18 protein-coding genes are annotated in these 22,255 nt (G+C 58.8%); 13 read left to right on the forward strand and 5 right to left on the reverse strand.

The window, feature by feature from the left end; genetic code table 11:
* Positions 1–105 precede the first annotated feature (105 nt).
* Both AB4P92_RS24460 and AB4P92_RS24465 read left to right on the forward strand, forming a co-directional pair.
* Positions 106–2,565 (forward strand): EAL domain-containing protein, encoded by a 2,460-nt coding sequence (locus AB4P92_RS24460; RefSeq protein WP_395598287.1) that lies wholly within the window; start codon positions 106–108, stop codon positions 2,563–2,565.
* 79 nt (positions 2,566–2,644) lie between these two features.
* Positions 2,645–3,406, forward strand: a complete 762-nt coding sequence (locus AB4P92_RS24465; RefSeq protein WP_395598288.1) for a TenA family transcriptional regulator — start codon at positions 2,645–2,647, stop codon at positions 3,404–3,406.
* A 75-nt stretch (positions 3,407–3,481) separates the two neighbouring features.
* Here the strand turns inward: AB4P92_RS24465 and AB4P92_RS24470 are convergent, their stop codons facing one another.
* The 5 genes from AB4P92_RS24470 to AB4P92_RS24490 all read right to left on the reverse strand — a co-directional run bounded on the left by AB4P92_RS24470 (position 3,482) and on the right by AB4P92_RS24490 (position 8,390).
* Positions 3,482–4,408 carry a GGDEF domain-containing protein gene (locus AB4P92_RS24470; protein ID WP_042560370.1) on the reverse strand — a complete coding sequence of 309 codons (927 nt, stop codon included), beginning with the start codon at positions 4,406–4,408 and terminating at the stop codon, positions 3,482–3,484.
* A 361-nt stretch (positions 4,409–4,769) separates the two neighbouring features.
* A complete protein-coding gene (locus AB4P92_RS24475; RefSeq protein ID WP_042560369.1) occupies positions 4,770–5,510 on the reverse strand; it encodes a YciK family oxidoreductase in 741 nt (246 codons plus the stop codon).
* A gap of 112 nt (positions 5,511–5,622) precedes the next feature.
* Complete coding sequence (mupP, locus tag AB4P92_RS24480; protein WP_210622846.1) at positions 5,623–6,294, reverse strand: N-acetylmuramic acid 6-phosphate phosphatase MupP; 672 nt, start codon at positions 6,292–6,294, stop codon at positions 5,623–5,625.
* A 4-nt stretch (positions 6,295–6,298) separates the two neighbouring features.
* Complete coding sequence (gene ubiG, locus AB4P92_RS24485; RefSeq protein ID WP_042560367.1) at positions 6,299–6,997, reverse strand: bifunctional 2-polyprenyl-6-hydroxyphenol methylase/3-demethylubiquinol 3-O-methyltransferase UbiG; 699 nt, start codon at positions 6,995–6,997, stop codon at positions 6,299–6,301.
* A gap of 58 nt (positions 6,998–7,055) precedes the next feature.
* Positions 7,056–8,390, reverse strand: coding sequence for a TRZ/ATZ family hydrolase (locus AB4P92_RS24490; protein WP_042560366.1), 1,335 nt, complete (start codon positions 8,388–8,390; stop codon positions 7,056–7,058).
* Positions 8,391–8,498: 108 nt separating this feature from the next.
* Here AB4P92_RS24490 and mtnA point away from each other — a divergent pair, with 108 nt between their 5' ends.
* The 11 genes from mtnA (at position 8,499) to AB4P92_RS24545 (ending at position 22,219) form a co-directional block, all read left to right on the forward strand.
* Positions 8,499–9,575, forward strand: coding sequence for an S-methyl-5-thioribose-1-phosphate isomerase (gene mtnA, locus AB4P92_RS24495; RefSeq protein ID WP_047302451.1), 1,077 nt, complete (start codon positions 8,499–8,501; stop codon positions 9,573–9,575).
* Positions 9,576–9,999: 424 nt separating this feature from the next.
* A complete protein-coding gene (gene gyrA / locus AB4P92_RS24500; RefSeq protein WP_042560364.1) occupies positions 10,000–12,774 on the forward strand; it encodes a DNA gyrase subunit A in 2,775 nt (924 codons plus the stop codon).
* Between the two features lie 231 nt (positions 12,775–13,005).
* Entirely contained in the window at positions 13,006–14,091 is a 1,086-nt protein-coding gene (gene serC / locus AB4P92_RS24505) for a 3-phosphoserine/phosphohydroxythreonine transaminase (protein ID WP_042560363.1), read from the forward strand.
* On the forward strand, positions 14,091–15,185 hold the full coding sequence (gene pheA, locus AB4P92_RS24510; RefSeq protein ID WP_007908404.1) for a prephenate dehydratase: 1,095 nt from the start codon (positions 14,091–14,093) through the stop codon (positions 15,183–15,185). Before serC ends, pheA begins: the two co-directional genes overlap by 1 nt.
* A 12-nt stretch (positions 15,186–15,197) precedes the next feature.
* Positions 15,198–16,310, forward strand: coding sequence for a histidinol-phosphate transaminase (hisC, locus tag AB4P92_RS24515; RefSeq protein WP_042560362.1), 1,113 nt, complete (start codon positions 15,198–15,200; stop codon positions 16,308–16,310).
* A 28-nt stretch (positions 16,311–16,338) separates the two neighbouring features.
* On the forward strand, positions 16,339–18,546 hold the full coding sequence (locus tag AB4P92_RS24520) for a bifunctional prephenate dehydrogenase/3-phosphoshikimate 1-carboxyvinyltransferase (protein ID WP_395599698.1): 2,208 nt from the start codon (positions 16,339–16,341) through the stop codon (positions 18,544–18,546).
* On the forward strand, positions 18,543–19,232 hold the full coding sequence (gene cmk / locus AB4P92_RS24525; RefSeq protein ID WP_395598289.1) for a (d)CMP kinase: 690 nt from the start codon (positions 18,543–18,545) through the stop codon (positions 19,230–19,232). Before AB4P92_RS24520 ends, cmk begins: the two co-directional genes overlap by 4 nt.
* Positions 19,233–19,351: 119 nt before the next feature.
* Entirely contained in the window at positions 19,352–21,034 is a 1,683-nt protein-coding gene (rpsA, locus tag AB4P92_RS24530) for a 30S ribosomal protein S1 (protein ID WP_007908431.1), read from the forward strand.
* Positions 21,035–21,226: 192 nt separating this feature from the next.
* Positions 21,227–21,505 carry a hypothetical protein gene (locus tag AB4P92_RS24535; RefSeq protein ID WP_200616958.1) on the forward strand — a complete coding sequence of 93 codons (279 nt, stop codon included), beginning with the start codon at positions 21,227–21,229 and terminating at the stop codon, positions 21,503–21,505.
* 150 nt (positions 21,506–21,655) lie between these two features.
* Positions 21,656–21,952, forward strand: a complete 297-nt coding sequence (ihfB, locus tag AB4P92_RS24540) for an integration host factor subunit beta (protein ID WP_003189779.1) — start codon at positions 21,656–21,658, stop codon at positions 21,950–21,952.
* A gap of 27 nt (positions 21,953–21,979) precedes the next feature.
* Entirely contained in the window at positions 21,980–22,219 is a 240-nt protein-coding gene (locus AB4P92_RS24545) for a lipopolysaccharide assembly protein LapA domain-containing protein (RefSeq protein ID WP_200616959.1), read from the forward strand.
* The last annotated feature ends 36 nt before the right edge of the window (positions 22,220–22,255 follow it).

Below are 22,255 nucleotides of genomic sequence, written 5' to 3' on the forward strand. Positions count from 1 at the left end.
GACGGGCGAGCTGTCCCTTTGACATATCAAAAATTAGCCTAGGCTGAGCTGTCAGGAGCGGGATTTTACGGTTGTTCATCTGGCAGTACTTGCGCAAGGGATCTCATGGAGCAAAAGCGGACTTTCGGAACGCCACGATTGTTGGGCATCGTCTGGCCATTTATTGCCGTCGTGTTGTTTCAAGCGTTATTGGGGGGCGTGAGCCTTTACGTGCTGTCGGCCGTTCGCGGCTACGTTGCGGGGGAAAGTCTCTGGTCCAAGGGCCAGAAAGATGCCATCTACTACCTCAATCTGTACGCAGACAGTCGCGACGAAAAGATATTCCTCAAATACCAGACCGCGATTGGCGTCCCCCAGGGCGGTCATCAGCTGCGTCTGGCGCTGGACCGCCAACCGCCGGACCTGGCCGCTGCACGCGAAGGCATCCTCAAGGGTGGCAACCATCCGGACGACGTCTCCAGCGTGATCTGGCTGTACCTCAACTTCCGTCATTTCAGTTACCTGGAGACTGCCATCGACCGCTGGACGGTGGGTGACGCTTATCTGATCGAGCTGGATGATCTCGCGCGCGCGATGCACCGCAGTATTTCCGAGAATACCGCCAGCAGTGCCGATATCCTGCGCTGGAAGGCGCAGATCTTTGCGATCAATGATGCCGTGACTCCGGCGGCGAAAGCCTTCAGTGATGCCTTGGGCGAAGGCTCGCGGATGATCCTGCGACTGTTGCTGGCGATCAACCTGGCCACGGCGCTGGGGCTGATCGTGCTGGCCTTGCTGCGCACCCAGAAATTGCTCAAGCAGCGCCACGCCTTTGCCGAGGCGCTGCAATTGGAAAAGGATCGCGCGCAGGTCACCCTGCAATCGATCGGCGATGGCGTCATCACCACCGACGTGACGGGGGCCATCGATTACATGAACCCCGCCGCCGAAGCCATGACCCACTGGAAAGCCGAACAGGCCGCCGGTTTGCCGCTGGCGGCGCTGTTCAATTTGCTTGATGACAACGCCCAGGCCGAAGGTCTGACGCTGATCGAACACATTCTCAGCGGTCAACTCGGTGGCGGCAGTGAACACTCAAAGCTGATCCAGCGCCTGGACGGCAGCACGTTGTCGGTGACGCTGGTGGGTGCACCGATCCGCAATGCGGGCAAGGTCAGCGGCACCGTGCTGGTGCTGCACGACATGACCCAGGAACGCCAATACATCGCCAATCTCTCCTGGCAAGCCACCCACGATGCGCTGACGGGGCTGGCTAACCGCCGCGAGTTCGAATATCGCCTGGAGCAGGCGCTGCACACCCTAACGCGGCAAGCGGGGCGGCACGCATTGATGTTCCTCGACCTGGACCAGTTCAAACTGGTCAACGACACCTGCGGCCATGCGGCGGGCGATGAACTGTTGCGACACATCTGCACGCTGCTGCAATCAGGCCTGCGCGAGGGCGATACGCTGGCGCGACTTGGCGGTGACGAGTTCGGTATTCTGCTGCAGAACTGCTCGCCGGAGGCGGCGGAGAAAATTGCCGAGGTGCTGCGTCATACCGTGCAGAACCTGCATTTTGTATGGAAAGGGCGACCATTCCAGACCACGGTCAGTATCGGCCTGGTGCATATCACGCAAACCCCGACGACCCTCGAAACCTCGCTGCGTGCGGCAGATATGGCCTGCTACATGGCCAAGGAAAAGGGCCGCAACCGGGTGCAGGTCTATCACGCCGACGACTCCGAACTGTCGCTGCGCTTCGGTGAAATGGCTTGGGTGCAGCGTTTGCACATGGCGCTGGAAGAGGACCGTTTTTGCCTCTTTGCCCAGGAAATCTCCCCCCTCAAACCAAGTGAGGGCAAGGGCGGGCACATTGAGATTCTCCTGCGTCTGCATGATGAAGCCGGGCGAATGATTCTGCCCGACAGTTTCATTCCCGCTGCCGAACGTTATGGCTTGATGAGTCAGCTGGATCGCTGGGTAGTGCAAAATGTGTTCAAGGTGATTGCTCAATGTATTGCGCAAGAACATGAAGGCCCATTAGCGATGTGTGCGATTAATCTGTCAGGCATTACTATAGGAGATGACGCGTTTTTGAACTTTCTGCGCGAGCAGTTTGTTAACTATTCAATACCGCCTGAAATGATTTGTTTTGAAATTACTGAAACCAGTGCAATTTCAAACTTGGGCAGTGCAATTAGATTTATTAATGAACTCAAAGGCTTAGGTTGCTACTTCTCTCTGGATGACTTTTGTGCCGGAATGTCTTCATTCGCTTATCTGAAACATTTGCCTGTAGACTTCCTGAAGATCGACGGGAGTTTCGTAAAGGATATGCTGGACGACCCGATTAACCGCGCAATGGTCGAAGTGATCAATCACATCGGGCATGTCATGGGTAAGCAGACAATTGCCGAGTTTGTCGAAACAACTCAGATCGAGCAGGCATTGCTTGAAATTGGTATGGATTACGCACAAGGTTATGTTATTGAGCGTCCGCAATTGTTTACCTGTGACAGTTTGCAAAGTCGGCCCGCCAGACCGCAACCACTGTTATTCAAAGCGCCTGGCACGTTCCGTTGAAATCTCTCGCCGATCCTTACAATCACAAATCAAAAGGAGCCGAACAGTGATCGACACATTCAACCGAACCGGACCACTCATGGAAGCCGCAAGTTATCCAGGCTGGGCACAGCAGCTGATAGATGATTGCAGCGAGAGCAAGCGCCGGGTTGTCGAGCATGAACTTTACCTGCGCATGCGTGATAACAAACTCAGCGCCAAAACCATGCGCCAGTACCTCATCGGGGGCTGGCCGGTCGTTGAGCAGTTCGCCTTGTACATGGCGCAGAACCTGACCAAGACCAGATTCGCCCGTCACCCCGGCGAAGACATGGCGCGGCGCTGGCTGATGCGCAACATTCGCGTCGAACTCAATCACGCCGATTATTGGGTGCATTGGAGTCGCGCGCACGGTGTAAGCCTTGAGGATCTTCAGGCCCAGCATGTGCCGCCTGAACTGCATGCCTTGAGTCATTGGTGCTGGCATACCAGTTCCGCCGATTCACTGATTGTGGCCATCGCCGCGACCAACTACGCCATCGAAGGCGCGACCGGGGAGTGGTCGGCGCTGGTCTGTTCCAATGGCGTGTACGCTGCGGCATTCCCTGAAGAGGAGCGCAAGCGTGCGATGAAGTGGCTGAAGATGCACGCCCAGTACGACGATGCTCACCCATGGGAGGCGCTGGAAATCATCTGCACCCTCGCTGGCATGAGCCCGAGCAAAGCCTTGCAGGTCGAATTGCGTCAGGCCATCTGCAAGAGCTACGACTACATGTACCTGTTCCTGGAGCGGTGCATGCAGTTGGAAACGTCCGAACGCTTGCTGGTAAGCCGTGAGCGCAGGGCCGTGCTCGAAAACTGATTACCGGCTTCGCCAAAAGCTAATGTGGGAGCGAGCAGGCTCGCTCCCACACTGTTTTGTGCTGTCTGGAAGGATTCAGCCCGCCATTGCCAACCGATTACGCCCCTCACGCTTGGCCACGTACAGCGCACTGTCCGCGCGGCGCAACAGGCTTTCTGCCGATTCACCCGGTAGCAGGGTGGAGCAACCCAGGCTGACCGTCAGCTCGATCAGTTGACCATCTGCGTAATACTCTGCCGCTTGCGCCGCATAACGCAGACGCTCGCCGACCATCGCCGCCGCTTCCCGGCTGGTGTTGGACAGCATGATCAGAAACTCTTCCCCGCCATAACGAAAGACCATGTCGACGTTGCGCAACTGGCTCTTGATCGACGCAGCTACGGCTTTAAGCACGTCATCTCCTGCGCTGTGGCCGTGACTGTCGTTGACGCGCTTGAAGTGGTCGATATCCAGCATCAACACCGACAGCGGCTGCACATGCCGTCGAGACATCTCGATCTCGCGTTGCAGCGTCTGCTCCATTGCGATGCGATTGCCGGCGCCGGTCAGCGGATCACGCAACGCGCTCTGGGTGGCTGCTCGGTACAGCAGGGCATTGCGCATCGGGTATAGCAGCGACGACAGTAGCGATTCGAGATTGCCCTGATCCTGCTCGTTGAAGCGGTGATTGCGGCGGAACACCACTTCGCCCATGTGCTCGCCTTCGTGGCTCAGGCTGTAGCTGACGGAATGGTGGCCGCGTGCGCCGAACTCCAGGCGCAAGTCGCTGCCCTTGTGCTCGTAGCTCAAGGCGTCAAGCGGCACAAGGCGTTGAACCTCGCGGAAAAACAGACCGAGTATGCGTTGCGGTTCGAGACTGGTTTGCAATTGCAGGCTCATTTGCTGGCGCAATTGCGTCAGGCTGGTCGGGCGTTCCAGAAGTGGAGGAAGCTGACCAAAGCCCAGGCGTTGCAATTTGGCACTGTCAAAGTCAATTGCATTGGTCTGGGAGGGTGATTTCATGTGGCGTGAGCCCCTAAGCAGTAAGTCTGTCTTACAGGCTGGGTGAGAGCGGCTATGGGCTGCGCGTCGTACTGATCCATCAGTCCCGTAGGACATTTGGCGTAAGTTTAGTCTGCCTGATGACGATTAGTAAGCTATCGAATCAGGCCTCGCCCCACTGCCTTCACACGGCATGCTTTGTGGCAAATTAGAGCGAAAGTCGTGCCATTCAGTTCGGTTTTATTTAAACCCATATGAATCAATGGTTTGTGAAGTCGCGAGGAGGAGAGGTGATGGATATTTGACTTTATTGTGACGGCCGATAGCGGCAAATGACTGCCGCGGCAGTAATCCGCCGCGGCTACAAATGCGACGTATGGCATTACTGTGCGTTGAATGCCTGGCCGTTGATACCGGTGCTGTCGGGGCCCATCAAGTAGAGGTAGACCGGCATGATGTCCTCCGGGGTCGGATTGTTCAGCGGGTTTTCTCCGGGATAGGCCTGTGCTCGCATGCTGGTGCGGGTGCCGCCCGGGTTGATGCTGTTGGAGCGCACCGGCGCTACGCCGTCGACCTCATCGGCCAGGGTTTGCATCAGGCCTTCGGTGGCAAATTTCGACACACCGTACGCGCCCCAGTAAGCACGGCCCTTGCGACCAACACTGCTGGAGGTAAACACCACCGACGCATCCTGCGACAGCTTGAGCAGCGGCAGCAGCGTGCTGGTCAGCATGAACATGGCGTTGACGTTGACCTGCATGACGCGCATGAAGTTTTCCCCGGACAACTGCTCGATCGGCGTGCGCGGGCCGATGATCGAGGCGTTGTGCAGGAGGCCGTCGAGGTGGCCGAACTCAGTCTCGATCATCGCTGCCAGTTCATCGTATTGATGGGGCAGGGCGGTTTCGAGGTTGAAGGGGATGACTGCTGGTTGCGGATGGCCGGCCGCTTCGATTTCGTCGTAGACCTGCGTCAGATTGGCTTCGGTCTTGCCCAGCAGCAGCACGGTGGCACCATGGGCGGCATAGGTTTTCGCGGCGGCCGCGCCAATGCCACGACCGGCACCGGTGACCAGAATGACCCGATCCTTGAGCAATTCGGGGCGAGCGGAATAATCAAACATAAAAACCTCACAATCCGTTAATAGCTAAAAGATCGCCGCCTGCGGCAGCTCCTGCATGAGTTGGATAACTTCCCTGTAGGAGCTGCCGCAGGCGGCGATTTTTTGACTTTGATCAGCAGCTGCAGAGCGCGCTATCCAGCACCTTGCGCAACTCCAGCGGATGATCCACCACCACATCCGCGCCCCAATGCCGCGGGTTGTCGTCCGGATGGATGTAGCCGTAGGTTACCGCGGCCGTTTTGGTCCCGGCATCGCGCCCCGACTCGATATCGCGCAGATCATCGCCCACAAACAGAACGGTCGATGGATCCAGATCAAGCATCTTGCACGCGAGAATCAGCGGCTCCGGATCCGGCTTGCTGTTCTTCACGTGATCCGGGCAGATCAGCAGCGCCGAGCGCTCGGCCAACCCCAGTTGCTGCATGATCGGCTCGGCGAAACGCACAGGCTTGTTGGTGACCACGCCCCAGATCAGGTTGGCCTTTTCGATGTCGGCCAGCAGTTCGCTCATGCCGTCGAACAGTTTGCTGTGCACCGCGCAACCGACGAGGTAGCGCTCAAGGAACTCCAGACGCAGTTCCTCAAAGCCCGGCGACTCCGGGTCCATCGAGAACGTCACCGCGACCATGGCTTTGGCGCCACCGGAAATCTCGTCGCGGATGTGCTTGTCGTTGATCGGCGGCAAGCCGCGATCCGCGCGCATCGCCTGGCAGATGGCAATGAAGTCCGGCGCGGTGTCGAGCAGAGTGCCGTCCATGTCGAAAAGAACTGCTCTGATGGCCATCGGCTTATTCCTCGCGCAGGGTCTGGATCATGTAGTTGACGTCAACGTCGTTGGCCAGTTTGTAGTGCTTGGTCAGCGGGTTGTAGGTCAGGCCGATGATGTCCTTGACGGTCAGGCCGGCCAGGCGGCTCCAGGCCCCCAGCTCGGACGGACGAATGAATTTCTTGAAGTCGTGGGTGCCGCGCGGCAGCAGCTTCATGATGTATTCGGCGCCGATGATCGCGAACAAGTACGCCTTCGGGTTGCGGTTGATGGTCGAGAAGAACACCTGGCCGCCCGGCTTGACCATGCGGTAGCAAGCGGCGATGACCGACGATGGATCAGGCACGTGTTCGAGCATTTCCAGGCAGGTCACGACGTCGAACTGCTCGGGCATTTCCTCGGCCAGGTCTTCGGCGGTGATCTGGCGGTACTCGACGCTGACGCCGGACTCCAGTTGATGCAACTGCGCGACCGCCAACGGCGCCTCGCCCATGTCGATGCCCATGACGGTGGCACCGCGCTGGGCCATGGCTTCGCTGAGGATGCCGCCGCCGCAACCGACGTCGAGGACTTTTTTGCCGGCCAGATTGACCCGTTCGTCAATCCAGTTGACCCGCAGCGGGTTGATGTCGTGCAGCGGTTTGAACTCGCTTTCACGGTCCCACCAGCGATGGGCCAGGGCTTCGAATTTGGCGATTTCGGAGTGGTCGACGTTGCTCATGGTTCAATCCTCTAAAACTTGAAAAAGGCTGTAGCCCCGCGGGTTGGCTGCGAGGTGTTTACGATTCGGTGTGGCCGCTGATGCGCTGGCCCCAGGCCCGGGCGGTGGCGCCCAGTTGCTGTTCATCCATGCGCGTCAGGCGCCGGTCGTCGAGCAGTTGTTTGCCGGCGACCCACAGGTGTTTCACGCAATCGCGCCCGGTGGCATATATAAGCTGCGAAACCGGGTCATAGATCGGCTGCTGCGCCAGGCCGGACAGGTCGAAGGCGACGATGTCCGCGGCTTTGCCGATTTCCAGCGAGCCAACCTGCGCTTCGATTCCCAGTGCGCGAGCACCGTTGAGCGTGGCCATGCGCAACGCACGATGGGCGTCGAGCGCAGTGGCAGAACCGGCGACAGCTTTGGCCAGTAGCGCTGCGGTACGGGTTTCGCCGAGCAGGTCGAGGTCATTGTTGCTCGCCGCACCATCGGTGCCGACCGCGACATTCACACCAGCCTGCCACAAACGCTCGACCGGGCAGAAACCGCTGGCCAGTTTTAGGTTCGATTCCGGGCAGTGGATCACGCTGGTGTTGCTTTCTACCAGCAACGCCAGGTCGTCATCGCTGATCTGCGTCATGTGCACAGCCTGGAAGCGCGGCCCGAGCAGGCCCAGTCGGCCTAGGCGGGCCAGCGGCCGCTCACCGCGTTGCTCGACCGCTTGTTGCACTTCGAACGCCGTTTCGTGGACGTGCATGTGAATCGACGCGTCCAGCTCCTCGGCGATCACGCGGATTTTCTCGAGATTTTCGTCGCCTACGGTGTAGGGTGCATGAGGGCCGAAGGTGATCTTGATGCGCTCGTGATGCTTCAGATCGCCGAATAGCTCGACACCTTGGCGAATGGCCTCATCGGCGCTGGAGGCGCCGGGAATCGGGAAGTCGAGGATCGGAATGGCGATCTGCGCGCGAATGCCACTGTCATGCACGCGTTCGCTGGCGACTTTGGGGAAGAAATACATGTCCGAAAAGCAGGTGATGCCGCCCTTGATCTGCTCGGCGATGGCCAGATCGGTACCGTCACGAACGAAGTCTTCATCGACCCATTTGGCTTCGGCCGGCCAGATGTGGTTTTCCAGCCAGGTCATCAGCGGCAGATCATCGGCCAGGCCACGGAACAGCGTCATTGCCGCATGGCCGTGAGCGTTGATCAGGCCGGGGCTGAGCAGGACGCCGGGCAATTCGCGCACTTCAGCGGCGTTACACTTCAGTGCGTCGCTGCGCGGGCCGATAAACACGATGCGACCGTCGCGGATGCCCAGGCCATGCTCCTTGAGCACAACGCCTGCGGGTTCGACGGGTACCAGCCAGGTTGGCAGCAATAATAAGTCGAGCGCAAGGACAGGTTTCGGCATCGAGGGTCGGTTCCAGTGCTTTTGTAAAGGATGGCGAAGTATACCCGAGCGTCTTCGCGGGGGGATCGCTATAATCGGCGGCTTTTGTTCATGAGTGCGGGGTGTGGGATGCGCGATCGACTGTTGGCTGCGGAGAAAGTAAAGGCCATCGATTGGCGAGATGGCGCGCTCCACCTGCTGGATCAGCGTATTTTGCCGTTCGAGGAAACCTGGATCGCTTACACCAGCGCTGCCGGCGTGGCCGAGGCGATTCGTTCGATGGTGGTGCGTGGCGCCCCGGCGATCGGCATCAGTGCGGCTTATGGCATTGTGCTCGCGGCGCGTACGCGGGTGGCCGAAGGTGGCGACTGGTACGCCGCGCTGGAAGAGGATTTTGCCCTGCTGGCCGATTCCCGGCCGACGGCGGTCAACCTGTTCTGGGCGCTGGGTCGCATGCACGATCGGCTCGATCGCCTCAAAGGCAATGCCGATCCGCTGGCAGCACTGGAAGCCGAGGCCATCGCCATCCACGAAAGTGATCGCGAGGCCAACCTGACCATGGCCCAGCTCGGCGTCGATCTGATCCGCAAGCATCAGGGCAACGCTCAAGCGATTCTCACCCACTGCAACACCGGCGCTCTGGCGACGGGTGGTTTTGGTACGGCGCTTGGCGTCATTCGTGCGGCATTTCTCGAGGGCATGGTCGAGCGCGTTTATGCCGACGAAACCCGGCCGTGGCTTCAGGGCTCGCGCCTGACAGCATGGGAGCTGGCCAACGAAGGCATCCCGGTCACCCTGAATGCCGATTCTGCCGCCGCGCACATCATGAAAACCAAAGGCGTGACCTGGGTGATCGTTGGTGCTGACCGGATCACCGCCAATGGCGACGTGGCCAACAAGATCGGCACTTATCAACTGGCGGTCAACGCCATGCATCACGGTGTGCGTTTCATGGTGGTGGCGCCGAGTTCGACCATCGACATGAATCTGGCCAGCGGCGACGAAATTCCGATTGAAGAGCGCGATGGTGCCGAATTGCTGGAAGTCGGCGGCAAGCGTGTTGGCGCTGACGTTGAGGCGTTCAACCCGGTGTTTGATGTGACACCGGCGGATCTGATCGATGCGATCGTTACCGAAAAGGGCATCGTCGAGCGGCCGGATACGGCGAAAATGGCCCAGTTGATGTGCCGCAAGCGCCTGCATTGATTGGCTTGACGTTTGCGTTGACCTCTTCGCGAGCAGGCTCGCTCCCACAGGTTTTGTGCTCGCCGCCGATCCTGTGGGAGCTGGCTTGCCAGCGATGAAGCCCTAAAAGTCAATAAACATCCTCAAACTCAGCCCGAATTCTGCATTCAAAGAAGCTCTGAGCCTCTCTCGTCCCCGTTAAGCCTGTCACCAGTCAACTAACTATGCTCCATGCGCGTCTGGGGGATAGGTGCGTGGCGGCCTTTGTGATAACATCCGGCGTTTTCCGAGGCCGCTCCACGGAGCTGTCTTTACTGCGCAAATCCACTCTCCGGAATGTTGATTTGTCGTAAGTCGGCGCACTGCACTCTGCCGTGCCCGACGAGCTTCGTTGCTCCCACATGGATATGACGAAGTTTCACCAGAAAAAGGAATCAGGCTTCTCATGGGCGAACTGGCCAAAGAAATCCTCCCGGTCAATATCGAAGACGAGCTGAAGCAGTCCTACCTCGACTACGCGATGAGCGTGATCGTCGGCCGTGCACTGCCGGATGCGCGCGATGGCCTCAAGCCCGTGCACCGTCGCGTACTGTTCGCGATGAGCGAGCTGGGCAACGACTACAACAAGCCGTACAAGAAATCTGCCCGTGTTGTCGGTGACGTGATCGGTAAGTATCACCCGCACGGTGATACTGCGGTGTACGACACCATCGTCCGCATGGCTCAGCCTTTCTCCCTGCGCTACCTGCTGGTCGACGGTCAGGGCAACTTCGGTTCGGTGGACGGCGACAACGCCGCGGCCATGCGATACACCGAAGTGCGCATGACCAAGCTGGCGCACGAGCTGCTGGCCGACCTGCACAAGGAAACCGTGGACTGGGTGCCGAACTACGACGGCACCGAGATGATCCCGGCGGTCATGCCGACGCGGATTCCCAACCTGCTGGTCAACGGCTCCAGCGGTATCGCCGTGGGCATGGCGACCAACATTCCGCCGCACAACCTCGGTGAAGTCATCGACGGTTGCCTGGCGCTCATCGACAACCCTGAGCTGACCGTCGATGAACTGATGCAATACATCCCCGGTCCGGACTTCCCGACCGCCGCGATCATCAACGGTCGCGCCGGCATCATCGAAGCCTACCGCACCGGTCGCGGGCGCATTTACATGCGTGCCCGCTCGATCATCGAGGACATCGACAAGGTCGGTGGCCGTCAGCAGATCGTCATCACCGAACTTCCTTACCAGTTGAACAAGGCGCGTCTGATCGAGAAGATCGCCGAGCTGGTTAAAGAGAAGAAGCTTGAAGGCATCACCGAGCTGCGCGACGAGTCCGACAAGGACGGTATGCGCGTCGTGATCGAGCTGCGTCGCGGTGAAGTGCCTGAGGTGATCCTCAACAACCTCTACGCCCAGACCCAGCTGCAAGCGGTGTTCGGCATCAACATCGTCGCGCTGATCGACGGTCGTCCGCGGATCCTTAACCTCAAGGATCTGCTGGAAGCCTTCGTTCGTCACCGCCGCGAAGTTGTCACCCGCCGTACCGTGTTCGAGCTGCGTAAAGCCCGTGAACGTGGCCATATCCTTGAAGGTCAAGCGGTTGCCCTGTCGAACATCGACCCGGTGATCGCCCTGATCAAGGCTTCGCCGACCCCGTCGGAAGCCAAGGAAGCGCTGATCAAGACCGCGTGGGAATCCTCCGCCGTGGTCGCGATGGTTGAGCGCGCTGGTGCTGATTCGTGCCGTCCTGAGACGCTCGATCCGCAATACGGTCTGCGTGAGGGCAAATACTTCCTGTCGCCAGAGCAGGCGCAAGCCATTCTGGAACTGCGTCTGCACCGTCTGACCGGTCTGGAACACGAGAAACTGCTGGCCGAGTATCAAGAGATCCTCAACCAGATCGGCGAACTGATCCGCATCCTCAACAGCGCCGTGCGCTTGATGGAAGTGATCCGCGAAGAGCTGGAAGTGATCCGTGCCGAATACGGCGATGTGCGTCGCACCGAAATTCTCGATGCGCGCCTCGATCTGACCCTGGGTGACATGATCCCGGAAGAAGAGCGCGTCGTGACCATCTCCCACGGTGGCTACGCCAAGACCCAGCCATTGGCTGCGTACCAGGCTCAGCGTCGTGGCGGTAAAGGCAAATCGGCGACTGGCGTGAAGGATGAGGACTACATCGCTCACCTGCTGGTTGCCAACAGCCACACCACGCTGCTGCTGTTCTCCAGCAAGGGTAAGGTGTACTGGCTCAAGACCTACGAGATCCCGGAAGCGTCCCGCGCTGCCCGTGGTCGTCCGCTGGTCAACCTCTTGCCATTGAGCGAGGGCGAATACATCACCACCATGCTGCCGGTTGATCTCGAAGCCATGAAGCGTCAGGCTGACGAAGAAGAAGCCGAAGGCGCCGAGGCTGATGTAGAAGAAATCGAAAACAGCAACGAGACCGACGAAGAGCGCCGCGCGCGCATCAAGGCGGCCGATCGCAAGAAGGCGCCGTTCATCTTCATGTCGACCGCCAACGGTACCGTCAAGAAGACCCCGCTGGTGGCCTTCAGCCGTCAGCGTAGCGTTGGTCTGATCGCGCTGGAGCTGGACGAAGGCGACATCCTGATTTCCGCGGCCGTCACCGACGGCGAGCAGGAGATCATGCTGTTCTCCGACGGCGGCAAGGTCACTCGCTTCAAGGAATCCGAAGTTCGCGCCATGGGCCGTACCGCCCGCGGTGTGCGTGGTATGCGTCTGCCGGAAGGTCAGAAGCTGATTTCCATGCTGATCCCGGAAGAAGGCAGCGAGATTCTCACCGCTTCCGAGCGCGGTTATGGCAAGCGTACCGCCATCACCGAGTTCCCTGAGTACAAGCGTGGCGGTCAGGGCGTTATCGCCATGGTCAGCAACGAGCGTAACGGCCGTCTGGTCGGTGCGGTTCAGGTGCAGGACGGCGAAGAGATCATGCTGATCTCCGATCAGGGCACGCTGGTGCGTACCCGTGTCGACGAAGTGTCGAGCCTGGGTCGTAACACTCAAGGTGTCACGCTGATCAAACTGGCCAAGGATGAAACCCTGGTCGGCCTGGAGCGGGTTCAGGAGCCTTCGGAAGTCGAAGGTGAAGAGCTCGAAGGTGAAGAGGGCGAGGAGTTCGAAGGCAATGTCGTGATCGACGACGCAGTCGAAGACCAGCAGCTCGACGCCGCAGCAGACGAAGAACCGCAAGAGTAAGCGGACAAGCGAGGGGGCGGATGAGAATTCGCCCCCTTGTTATTTGTCCGGTATGAATTTTCGACATCATGGAGATCCCCTGTGGGAGCGAGCCTGCTCGCGAAAGCAGGCGCTGCGGTACCTTCGAAGCACTGCGGTGATGCGTTCGTGAGCAGTCTCGCTCCCACAGGGCCGTGTTGATCAATAGTGTGATTTATTGCGTGATACCACCAAATCAGAGCGAGATTGGATGTGAGCAAGCGAGCCTATAACTTCTGCGCCGGTCCTGCGGCGCTTCCTGAAGCTGTCCTGCAGCGCGCCCAGGGTGAACTCCTTGATTGGCATGGCAAGGGCTTGTCGGTCATGGAAATGAGCCATCGCAGCGATGAGTTCGTGTCCATTGCCACCCAGGCCGAGCAGGATCTGCGTGACCTGCTGAATATCCCGTCGAACTATAAAGTGCTGTTTCTGCAAGGTGGCGCCAGCCAGCAATTTGCGCAGATTCCACTGAACCTGCTGCCTGAGGGCGGCTCGGCCGACTATATCGACACCGGTATCTGGTCGCAGAAAGCCATCGAAGAAGCCTCGCGTTACGGCCATGTCAACGTCGCCGCGACCGCCAAGCCTTACGACTATTTCGCCATCCCCGGCCAGAACGAGTGGAACCTGTCGAAAGACGCCGCTTACGTTCATTACGCCCCGAACGAGACCATTGGCGGTCTGGAATTCCAGTGGATTCCGGAAGTCGGCGACGTGCCGCTGGTCGCTGACATGTCTTCGGACATTCTGTCGCGTCCAGTCGATGTCTCGCGTTTCGGCATGATCTACGCCGGCGCACAAAAGAACATTGGTCCGAGCGGTATCGTCGTCAACATCATTCGTGAAGACCTGCTGGGCAAGGCCCGTGCGCTGTGCCCGACCATGCTTGACTACAAGGTCGCGGCCGACAACGGCTCGATGTACAACACGCCGCCGACGCTGGCCTGGTATCTGTCCGGTCTGGTGTTCCAGTGGCTCAAAGAGCAGGGTGGTGTCGAAGCCATCGCCAAGCTGAACGATGCCAAGCAGCGCACGCTGTACGACTTCATCGACGCCAGCGGTCTCTACAGCAACCCGATCAACAAGTCGGATCGCTCGTGGATGAACGTGCCGTTCCGTCTGGCCGATGATCGTCTCGACAAACCGTTCCTGGTCGGTGCCGAAGAGCGTGGTCTGCTCAACCTCAAGGGCCACCGCTCTGTGGGCGGCATGCGCGCCTCCATCTATAACGCCGTCGACATCACCGCCGTTAACGCGCTGGTGGCGTACATGGCTGAATTCGAGAAGGAACACGGCTGATGTCCGAGCAAGAACTCAAGGCACTGCGCGTTCGCATTGACGCTCTGGACACCAAAGTCATGGAGCTGATCAGTGAGCGTGCGCGTTGCGCCCAGGAAGTTGCGCGAGTAAAGATGGCCTCGCTGGCCGAAGGCGAAGTGCCGGTGTTCTATCGTCCTGAGCGCGAAGCCCAGGTACTCAAGCGAGTGATGGAGCGCAATCAAGGGCCGTTGGGCAACGAAGAAATGGCGCGGTTGTTCCGCGAAATCATGTCTTCGTGCCTCGCGCTGGAGCAGCCGCTGAAAGTGGCTTACCTCGGCCCTGAAGGCACCTTCACTCAGGCTGCGGCCATGAAGCACTTCGGTCACGCGGTGATCAGCAAGCCGATGGCGGCGATCGACGAAGTGTTCCGTGAAGTGGCGGCCGGTGCGGTGAATTTTGGCGTGGTGCCGGTGGAAAACTCCACCGAAGGCGCGGTCAATCACACCCTTGACAGCTTCCTCGAGCACGACATGGTGATCTGTGGCGAAGTCGAGCTGCGCATTCACCATCACCTGTTGGTCGGTGAAAACACCAAGACCGACAGCATCAGCCGCATCTATTCCCATGCTCAGTCGCTGGCCCAGTGCCGCAAGTGGCTGGATGCGCATTACCCGAATGTCGAGCGCGTGGCGGTGTCCAGCAACGCCGAGGCGGCCAAGCGGGTCAAGGGCGAGTGGAATTCGGCGGCGATTGCCGGCGACATGGCCGCCGGTCTGTATGGTCTGACGCGTCTGGCCGAGAAGATCGAAGATCGTCCGGACAACTCCACGCGCTTCCTGATGATCGGTAACCAGGAAGTACCGCCAACCGGCGACGACAAGACCTCGATCATCGTGTCCATGAGCAACAAGCCCGGCGCGCTCCACGAGTTGCTGGTGCCGTTCCATGACAACGGGATCGACCTGACCCGCATCGAAACCCGGCCGTCGCGCAGCGGCAAATGGACCTACGTGTTCTTCATCGACTTCGTTGGCCATCACCGTGATCCGTTGATCAAAGGTGTACTGGAAAAGATCAGTCAGGAAGCAGTAGCACTCAAAGTGCTGGGTTCCTACCCGAAAGCAGTTCTGTAAGGGGCGGTAGTAATGAGTGGCAATTTCCTCGCTCTGGCACAGCCGGGCGTGCAACAACTTTCGCCTTACGTTCCGGGCAAGCCTGTGGACGAACTGGCGCGCGAGCTGGATCTGGACCCGGCAAAAATCGTCAAGCTGGCGAGCAACGAAAACCCGCTGGGTGCCAGTCCAAAAGCCTTGGCGGCGATCCGTGAAGAGCTGGCTGAGCTGACTCGTTATCCCGATGGCAACGGCTTTGCGCTGAAGTCCTTGCTGGCCGAGCAGTGCCGCGTCGAGCTGAACCAGGTCACCCTGGGCAACGGCTCCAACGACATTCTTGAGCTGGTGGCGCGTGCCTATCTGGCGCCAGGCCTCAACGCCGTGTTCAGCGAACATGCGTTCGCGGTGTACCCGATTGCCACTCAAGCGGTCGGCGCTCAAGCCAAAGTGGTGCCGGCCAAGGATTGGGGGCATGACCTGCCTGCGATGCTGGCGGCCATCGATGCCAACACTCGCGTGGTGTTTATCGCCAATCCGAACAACCCGACCGGTACCTGGTTCGGCGCTGAAGCGCTGGACGAGTTCCTGCAGGATGTTCCGGAGCATGTGCTGGTGGTCCTGGATGAGGCCTACATCGAGTACGCCGAAGGCAGCGACTTGCCGGATGGTCTGGATTTCCTCGCGGCGTATCCGAACCTGCTGGTTTCGCGCACCTTCTCCAAGGCTTATGGCTTGGCGGCGTTGCGCGTCGGCTATGGTTTGTCAACTCCGGTAGTGGCGGACGTGCTGAACCGTGTTCGCCAGCCATTCAACGTCAACAGCCTGGCCCTTGCGGCTGCCTGTGCGGCGTTGAAAGACGAGGAGTATCTGGCACAAAGCCGTCAGCTCAACGAGTCCGGTATGCAGCAGTTGCAAGCGGGTTTCCGTGAGCTGGGTCTGGGCTGGATCGAGTCCAAAGGCAACTTTATCTGCGTCGATCTCGCTCAGGTGGCGGCTCCGGTGTTCCAGGGGTTGCTGGCCGAAGGTGTGATCGTGCGTCCGGTGGCCAATTACGGCATGCCGAATCACCTGCGGATCACCATTGGTCTGCCGGCCGAAAACAGCCGTTTCCTTGAAGCGCTGCGCAAGGTTCTGGCTCGTGGGTGATGTCACTGCGCTGCAATCTGCTGCACCTATGATCGGTCGCCTTGTGGTGGTCGGTCTGGGGTTGATCGGTGGTTCGTTTGCCAAAGGCTTGCGTGAAAGCGGTGTTTGCCGCGAAGTGGTCGGGGTCGATCTCGATCCGCAATCGCGCAAGCTGGCGGTCGAGTTGGGTGTGGTGGATCGCTGTGAAGACGATCTGATGGCTGCGTGCCAGGGCGCTGACGTGATTCAGTTGGCGGTGCCGATTCTGGCCATGGAAAAAGTCCTCGCGCGTTTGGCGAGCATGGATCTGGGTCAGGCGATTCTGACTGATGTCGGCAGCGCCAAAGGCAATGTGGTGCGCGCGGCGACCGAGGCGTTTGGCGGCATGCCTGCGCGGTTCGTGCCGGGCCATCCGATTGCCGGCTCCGAGCAGAGTGGGGTGGAGGCCTCCAATGCCGAACTGTTCCGTCGTCATAAAGTGATCCTGACGCCGCTTGAGCAAACCGATCCGGCTGCGCTGGCGATCGTTGATCGGTTATGGCGCGAATTGGGGGCTGACGTCGAGCACATGCAGGTCGAGCGTCACGATGAAGTGCTGGCCGCAACCAGTCATCTGCCGCACTTGCTGGCCTTCGGTCTGGTTGACTCGTTGGCCAAGCGCAATGAAAACCTTGAGATCTTCCGTTACGCTGCCGGTGGTTTTCGCGATTTCACAAGAATCGCCGGAAGCGACCCGGTGATGTGGCACGACATCTTCCTCGCCAACCGCGAGGCTGTTCTGCGCACACTCGATACATTTCGCAGCGACCTCGACGCCTTGCGCGACGCGGTCGATGCAGGGGATGGGCACCAATTGTTGGGCGTTTTCACTCGCGCCCGGGTTGCCCGTGAGCATTTCAGTAAAATCCTGGCCCGCAGGGCCTATGTGGACGCTATGAATTCCAACGATCTGATCTTCCTGGCTCAACCTGGTGGCCGCCTGTCCGGTCGGATTCGCGTACCGGGCGATAAATCCATTTCCCACCGCTCGATCATGCTCGGTTCGCTGGCCGAAGGCGTCACCGAAGTCGAAGGTTTCCTTGAGGGCGAAGACGCCCTGGCAACCTTGCAGGCGTTCCGCGACATGGGCGTCGTCATCGAAGGCCCGCATCATGGTCGCGTGACCATTCACGGTGTCGGCCTGCATGGCCTGAAGCCTGCGCCGGGCCCGATCTATCTGGGCAACTCCGGTACATCGATGCGTCTGCTGTCCGGCCTGTTGGCGGCGCAGAATTTCGACAGCACCCTGACCGGCGATGCTTCGCTGTCCAAGCGTCCGATGAATCGCGTGGCCAATCCGCTGCGTGAAATGGGCGCCGTGATCGAAACTGCTGCTGAAGGTCGTCCACCGATGATCATTCGTGGCGGTCATAAGCTCAAAGGGCTGACCTACACCATGCCGATGGCCAGTGCGCAGGTGAAATCCTGCCTGCTGCTGGCGGGTCTGTACGCTGAAGGCAAGACCACCGTCACCGAGCCTGCGCCAACCCGTGACCACACCGAACGCATGCTGCGTGGCTTCGGGTACCCGGTGAGTGTTGAAGGCGCGACGGCTTCGGTCGAGTCCGGCGGCAAGTTGACCGCAACGCATATCGAAGTGCCGGGCGATATCTCGTCGTCAGCGTTTTTCCTGGTGGCGGCTTCGATCGCCGAAGGCTCCGAGCTGGTGCTCGAGCACGTCGGTATCAATCCGACCCGTACCGGTGTCATCGACATCCTGCGCCTGATGGGCGCAGACATCACGCTGGAAAACCAGCGTGAAGTCGGCGGCGAGCCAGTGGCTGACTTGCGCGTGCGAGCAGCTAAGCTCAAGGGTATCGAGATTCCGGAGGAGCTGGTTCCGCTGGCCATCGACGAGTTCCCGGTGCTGTTCGTGGCCGCTGCCTGTGCCGAAGGGCGTACTGTGCTGACCGGCGCCGAAGAGCTGCGGGTCAAGGAATCGGATCGTATCCAGGTCATGGCGGACGGTTTGCTGGCGCTGGGCGTCAAGTGCGAACCGACCCCGGACGGCATCATCATCGACGGCGGCCAGATCGGTGGCGGCGAAGTGCATGGTCACGGCGATCACCGCATTGCCATGGCTTTCAGTGTCGCGTCATTGCGCGCTACCGCGCCGATTCGCATCCATGATTGCGCCAACGTCGCGACATCGTTCCCGAACTTCCTCGCGCTGTGCGCTCAGGTCGGCATTCGTGTGGCACAAGAGGCTCAGTCGTGAAAAACATTGCACCGGTCATCACCATTGATGGGCCAAGCGGCTCGGGCAAAGGCACTGTAGCCGGGATTCTGGCCAAGCGTCTGGGCTGGAATCTGCTGGATTCCGGTGCGCTTTACCGCTTGCTGGCGTTTGCTGCGCACAATCACGGTGTCGACCTGACCAATGAAGAGCTGCTGAAGAAACTTGCCGCTCATCTGGATGTGCAATTCATTGCGGCGACCGACGGTCAGCTGCAGCGCATCATTCTGGAAGGTGACGAAGTCAGCGATGTCATTCGCACTGAAAGCGTCGGTTCCGGCGCCTCTCAAGTGGCTGCATTGCCCGCCGTACGCGAGGCGCTGCTGCAGCGTCAACGCGCGTTCCAGGAGGCGCCGGGTCTGGTGGCCGATGGTCGCGACATGGGTACGGTGGTTTTTCCGACCGCACAGCTGAAGATTTTCCTGACCGCCAGTGCCGAGGAGAGGGCGCGCCGTCGATATTTGCAGTTGAAGGGCAAAGTCGAGGGTGTTAGTCTGTCGAGTCTGCTAGATGAGATCCGTGCACGCGATGAGCGTGACACCCAGCGCGCAGTAGCCCCGCTCAAGCCGGCGGCTGATGCCATACAGCTGGATTCCACGGAGTTGTCCATCGATCAGGTGCTTGAACGCATCATGAGCGAGATCGCCATTCGCGATATCGCCGGGTGACCAAGAAGGTCGCAGGGGACCAGTCATAGTCCTGCGGCGCTTCTTCTATATGAAACTAACCCACACCGTCTGGGGTGTGGAGATGGGCGTATCCTTCGCCCTCATTTACAGGAATTAAAATGAGCGAAAGCTTTGCGGAACTCTTTGAAGAAAGCCTAAAAACCCTGAACCTTCAGGCAGGCTCCATCATCACCGGTGTTATCGTTGATATCGATTACCAAGCTCGCTGGGTAACCGTTCACGCTGGCCTGAAGTCTGAAGCACTCATCCCGCTTGAGCAGTTCTACAACGACGCTGGCGATCTGACTATCAATGTCGGTGACGAAGTTCACGTTGCTCTGGACTCGGTTGAAGACGGTTTCGGTGAAACGAAGCTGTCCCGTGAAAAAGCCAAGCGCGCTGAATGCTGGATCGTTCTGGAAGCTGCCTTCGCAGCCGAGGAAGTGGTCAAGGGCGTTATCAACGGTAAGGTTAAAGGCGGCTTCACTGTCGACGTTAACGGCATCCGTGCGTTCCTGCCAGGTTCCCTGGTTGACGTCCGTCCAGTGCGCGACACCACGCACCTGGAAGGCAAAGAGCTGGAATTCAAGGTCATCAAGCTGGACCAGAAGCGCAACAACGTTGTCGTTTCCCGTCGCAGCGTCCTGGAAGCCGAGAACTCCGCCGAGCGTGAAGCTCTGCTGGAATCCCTGCAGGAAGGCCAGCAAGTCAAAGGTATCGTCAAAAACCTCACCGATTACGGCGCATTCGTCGATCTGGGTGGCGTGGACGGCCTGCTGCACATCACCGACATGGCCTGGAAGCGCATCAAGCATCCTTCCGAGATCGTCAACGTTGGTGACGAAATCGACGTTAAGGTTCTGAAGTACGATCGCGAACGCAATCGTGTTTCCCTGGGCCTGAAGCAGCTGGGCGAAGATCCATGGGTTGCTATCAAAGCCCGTTACCCAGAAAGCACTCGCGTTACCGCTCGTGTAACCAACCTGACCGACTACGGCTGCTTCGCTGAGCTGGAAGAAGGCGTTGAAGGTCTGGTACACGTTTCCGAAATGGACTGGACCAACAAGAACATCCACCCTTCGAAAGTCGTACAAGTCGGCGACGAAGTGGAAGTTATGGTTCTGGACATCGACGAAGAGCGTCGTCGTATCTCCCTGGGCATCAAGCAGTGCAAATCTAACCCATGGGAAGATTTCTCTGGCCAGTTCAACAAGGGCGATAAAATTTCCGGCACCATCAAGTCGATCACCGATTTCGGTATCTTCATTGGTCTGGACGGCGGCATCGACGGTCTGGTTCACCTGTCCGACATCTCCTGGAACGAAGTTGGCGAAGAAGCTGTTCGTCGTTTCAAGAAGGGCGACGAGCTGGACACCGTTATCCTGTCGGTTGACCCAGAGCGCGAGCGTATCTCCCTGGGTATCAAGCAACTGGAAAGCGACCCGTTCTCTGAGTACGTTCAAGAGAACGACAAAGGCGCCATCGTTAAGGGCACTGTGAAAGAAGTTGACGCCAAAGGCGCCATCATCGTTCTGGCCGACGATATCGAAGCGACTCTGAAAGCCTCCGAAATCAGCCGTGACCGCGTTGAAGACGCGCGCAACGTTCTGAAAGAAGGCCAGGAAGTAGAAGCCAAGATCATCAGCGTTGACCGCAAGAGCCGCGTAATCCAGCTCTCCATCAAGTCGAAAGACGATGCTGAAGAGAAAGAAGCTATCCAAAGCCTGAAGGCTGAAGAAGCTCCTGCTGGCGACACCACCATGGCGGCACTGCTGCGCCAGGCAATGGCCAAACAGAACTAAGTTCTGCTTGATCATTAAAAAGGGCGACTTCGGTCGCCCTTTTTTGTGCCTGCGATTTGATGCGACGCTTCAGCGCGTGAAACCAATTCCTTTGCTCGTAGGTCTGTTTCTTTAATCGGATCAATCGTCTATTCACGACTAAGCTGGTCTTAAGCGTGTAGTCGTCAGGCATGGCCTGGCATAAGGAAGTGGATGAACAAGTTTATTGTCGTTGCAGTGGTGCTGGCGTTAGCAGGTTGCACCACAAGTGCGAAGACCCATGCCGTGCGCGGCGTCAGTGGTATCGAGGTCGACTGCTCAGGGCTGGGCTCTGGGTGGGAGAAGTGCCAAAAGCGTGCGGCGAAGGAGTGCAAGGGAGCAGGCTACAAAGTGATTACACGATCCGACGACGCCGAGGATGAGGATGAATACCCGTTCGGCTTCAACCCTGCGGGCTTCGTGACTCGAACCATGCTGGTGATCTGTCGCTAATCTCGCATGATCCGGTCGGGTGTTGATCTCATGAAAATGCGCGTATCGACGCGTAGGAAGATATGTCAATCCCTGGGCTGTTCAAAATCTTCCGGGCGTGCTAAAACCTTTCAAGCGCTGATCTAGCTGCTTGAAAAAGAAGGGAAAAATATGACGAAGTCGGAGTTGATCGAACGAATTGTCACCCATCAAGGGCTGCTCTCATCCAAGGATGTGGAGCTGGCCATCAAGACCATGCTTGAACAAATGTCCCAATGCCTGGCCACCGGTGATCGCATCGAGATCCGTGGGTTCGGCAGCTTCTCTCTGCATTATCGCGCGCCGCGCGTTGGTCGCAACCCGAAAACCGGCCAGTCCGTCAGTCTGGACGGCAAATTCGTTCCGCACTTCAAGCCGGGCAAAGAACTGCGCGATCGGGTGAACGAGGAAGAGGAGGAGGGGGTTTGACAGTGGCTATTTTTCAGGGAGCTGGTCATGCGTAACTTGAAACGCATACTTCTCGGCGTTTTTATTCTTTTGCTGGTGATGGTGATTCTGGCGTTTGTTCTTGAGAATCAGCAGTCGGTATCTTTGTTGTTTCTTGGGCTGTCTGGTCCGCAGTTGCCAGTCTCGTTGGTCGTCGTACTGGCGTTGCTCATTGGTATGTTGATTGGGCCAGTACTTGGCTGGTTCTTGGGGCGTTCCTCCAGAGCCGCGCGTAAACGACTGGTCTGAGAGCGACAGGTGCAGGGCATCTGTCGAAATTGCGCC

Origin of the sequence: Pseudomonas sp. A0308, from assembly GCF_044218815.1 — a bacterium.
Classification (GTDB): Bacteria; Pseudomonadota; Gammaproteobacteria; order Pseudomonadales; family Pseudomonadaceae; genus Aquipseudomonas; species Aquipseudomonas iridis.

What these genes read in the sequence shown, in the direction of transcription:
- AB4P92_RS24465 (WP_395598288.1), top strand. Translation starts at nt 2,645, where the DNA reads ATGGAAGCCGCAAGTTATCCAGGCTGGGCACAGCAGCTGATAGATGAT.
- AB4P92_RS24460 (WP_395598287.1), top strand. Translation starts at nt 106, where the DNA reads ATGGAGCAAAAGCGGACTTTCGGAACGCCACGATTGTTGGGCATCGTC.
- AB4P92_RS24470 (WP_042560370.1), bottom strand. Translation starts at nt 4,408, where the DNA reads ATGAAATCACCCTCCCAGACCAATGCAATTGACTTTGACAGTGCCAAA.
- rpsA (WP_007908431.1), top strand. Translation starts at nt 19,352, where the DNA reads ATGAGCGAAAGCTTTGCGGAACTCTTTGAAGAAAGCCTAAAAACCCTG.
- hisC (WP_042560362.1), top strand. Translation starts at nt 15,198, where the DNA reads ATGAGTGGCAATTTCCTCGCTCTGGCACAGCCGGGCGTGCAACAACTT.
- mupP (WP_210622846.1), bottom strand. Translation starts at nt 6,294, where the DNA reads ATGGCCATCAGAGCAGTTCTTTTCGACATGGACGGCACTCTGCTCGAC.
- pheA (WP_007908404.1), top strand. Translation starts at nt 14,091, where the DNA reads ATGTCCGAGCAAGAACTCAAGGCACTGCGCGTTCGCATTGACGCTCTG.
- gyrA (WP_042560364.1), top strand. Translation starts at nt 10,000, where the DNA reads ATGGGCGAACTGGCCAAAGAAATCCTCCCGGTCAATATCGAAGACGAG.
- ubiG (WP_042560367.1), bottom strand. Translation starts at nt 6,997, where the DNA reads ATGAGCAACGTCGACCACTCCGAAATCGCCAAATTCGAAGCCCTGGCC.
- AB4P92_RS24520 (WP_395599698.1), top strand. Translation starts at nt 16,339, where the DNA reads ATGATCGGTCGCCTTGTGGTGGTCGGTCTGGGGTTGATCGGTGGTTCG.
- ihfB (WP_003189779.1), top strand. Translation starts at nt 21,656, where the DNA reads ATGACGAAGTCGGAGTTGATCGAACGAATTGTCACCCATCAAGGGCTG.
- AB4P92_RS24535 (WP_200616958.1), top strand. Translation starts at nt 21,227, where the DNA reads ATGAACAAGTTTATTGTCGTTGCAGTGGTGCTGGCGTTAGCAGGTTGC.
- AB4P92_RS24475 (WP_042560369.1), bottom strand. Translation starts at nt 5,510, where the DNA reads ATGTTTGATTATTCCGCTCGCCCCGAATTGCTCAAGGATCGGGTCATT.
- AB4P92_RS24545 (WP_200616959.1), top strand. Translation starts at nt 21,980, where the DNA reads ATGCGTAACTTGAAACGCATACTTCTCGGCGTTTTTATTCTTTTGCTG.
- AB4P92_RS24490 (WP_042560366.1), bottom strand. Translation starts at nt 8,390, where the DNA reads ATGCCGAAACCTGTCCTTGCGCTCGACTTATTATTGCTGCCAACCTGG.
- mtnA (WP_047302451.1), top strand. Translation starts at nt 8,499, where the DNA reads ATGCGCGATCGACTGTTGGCTGCGGAGAAAGTAAAGGCCATCGATTGG.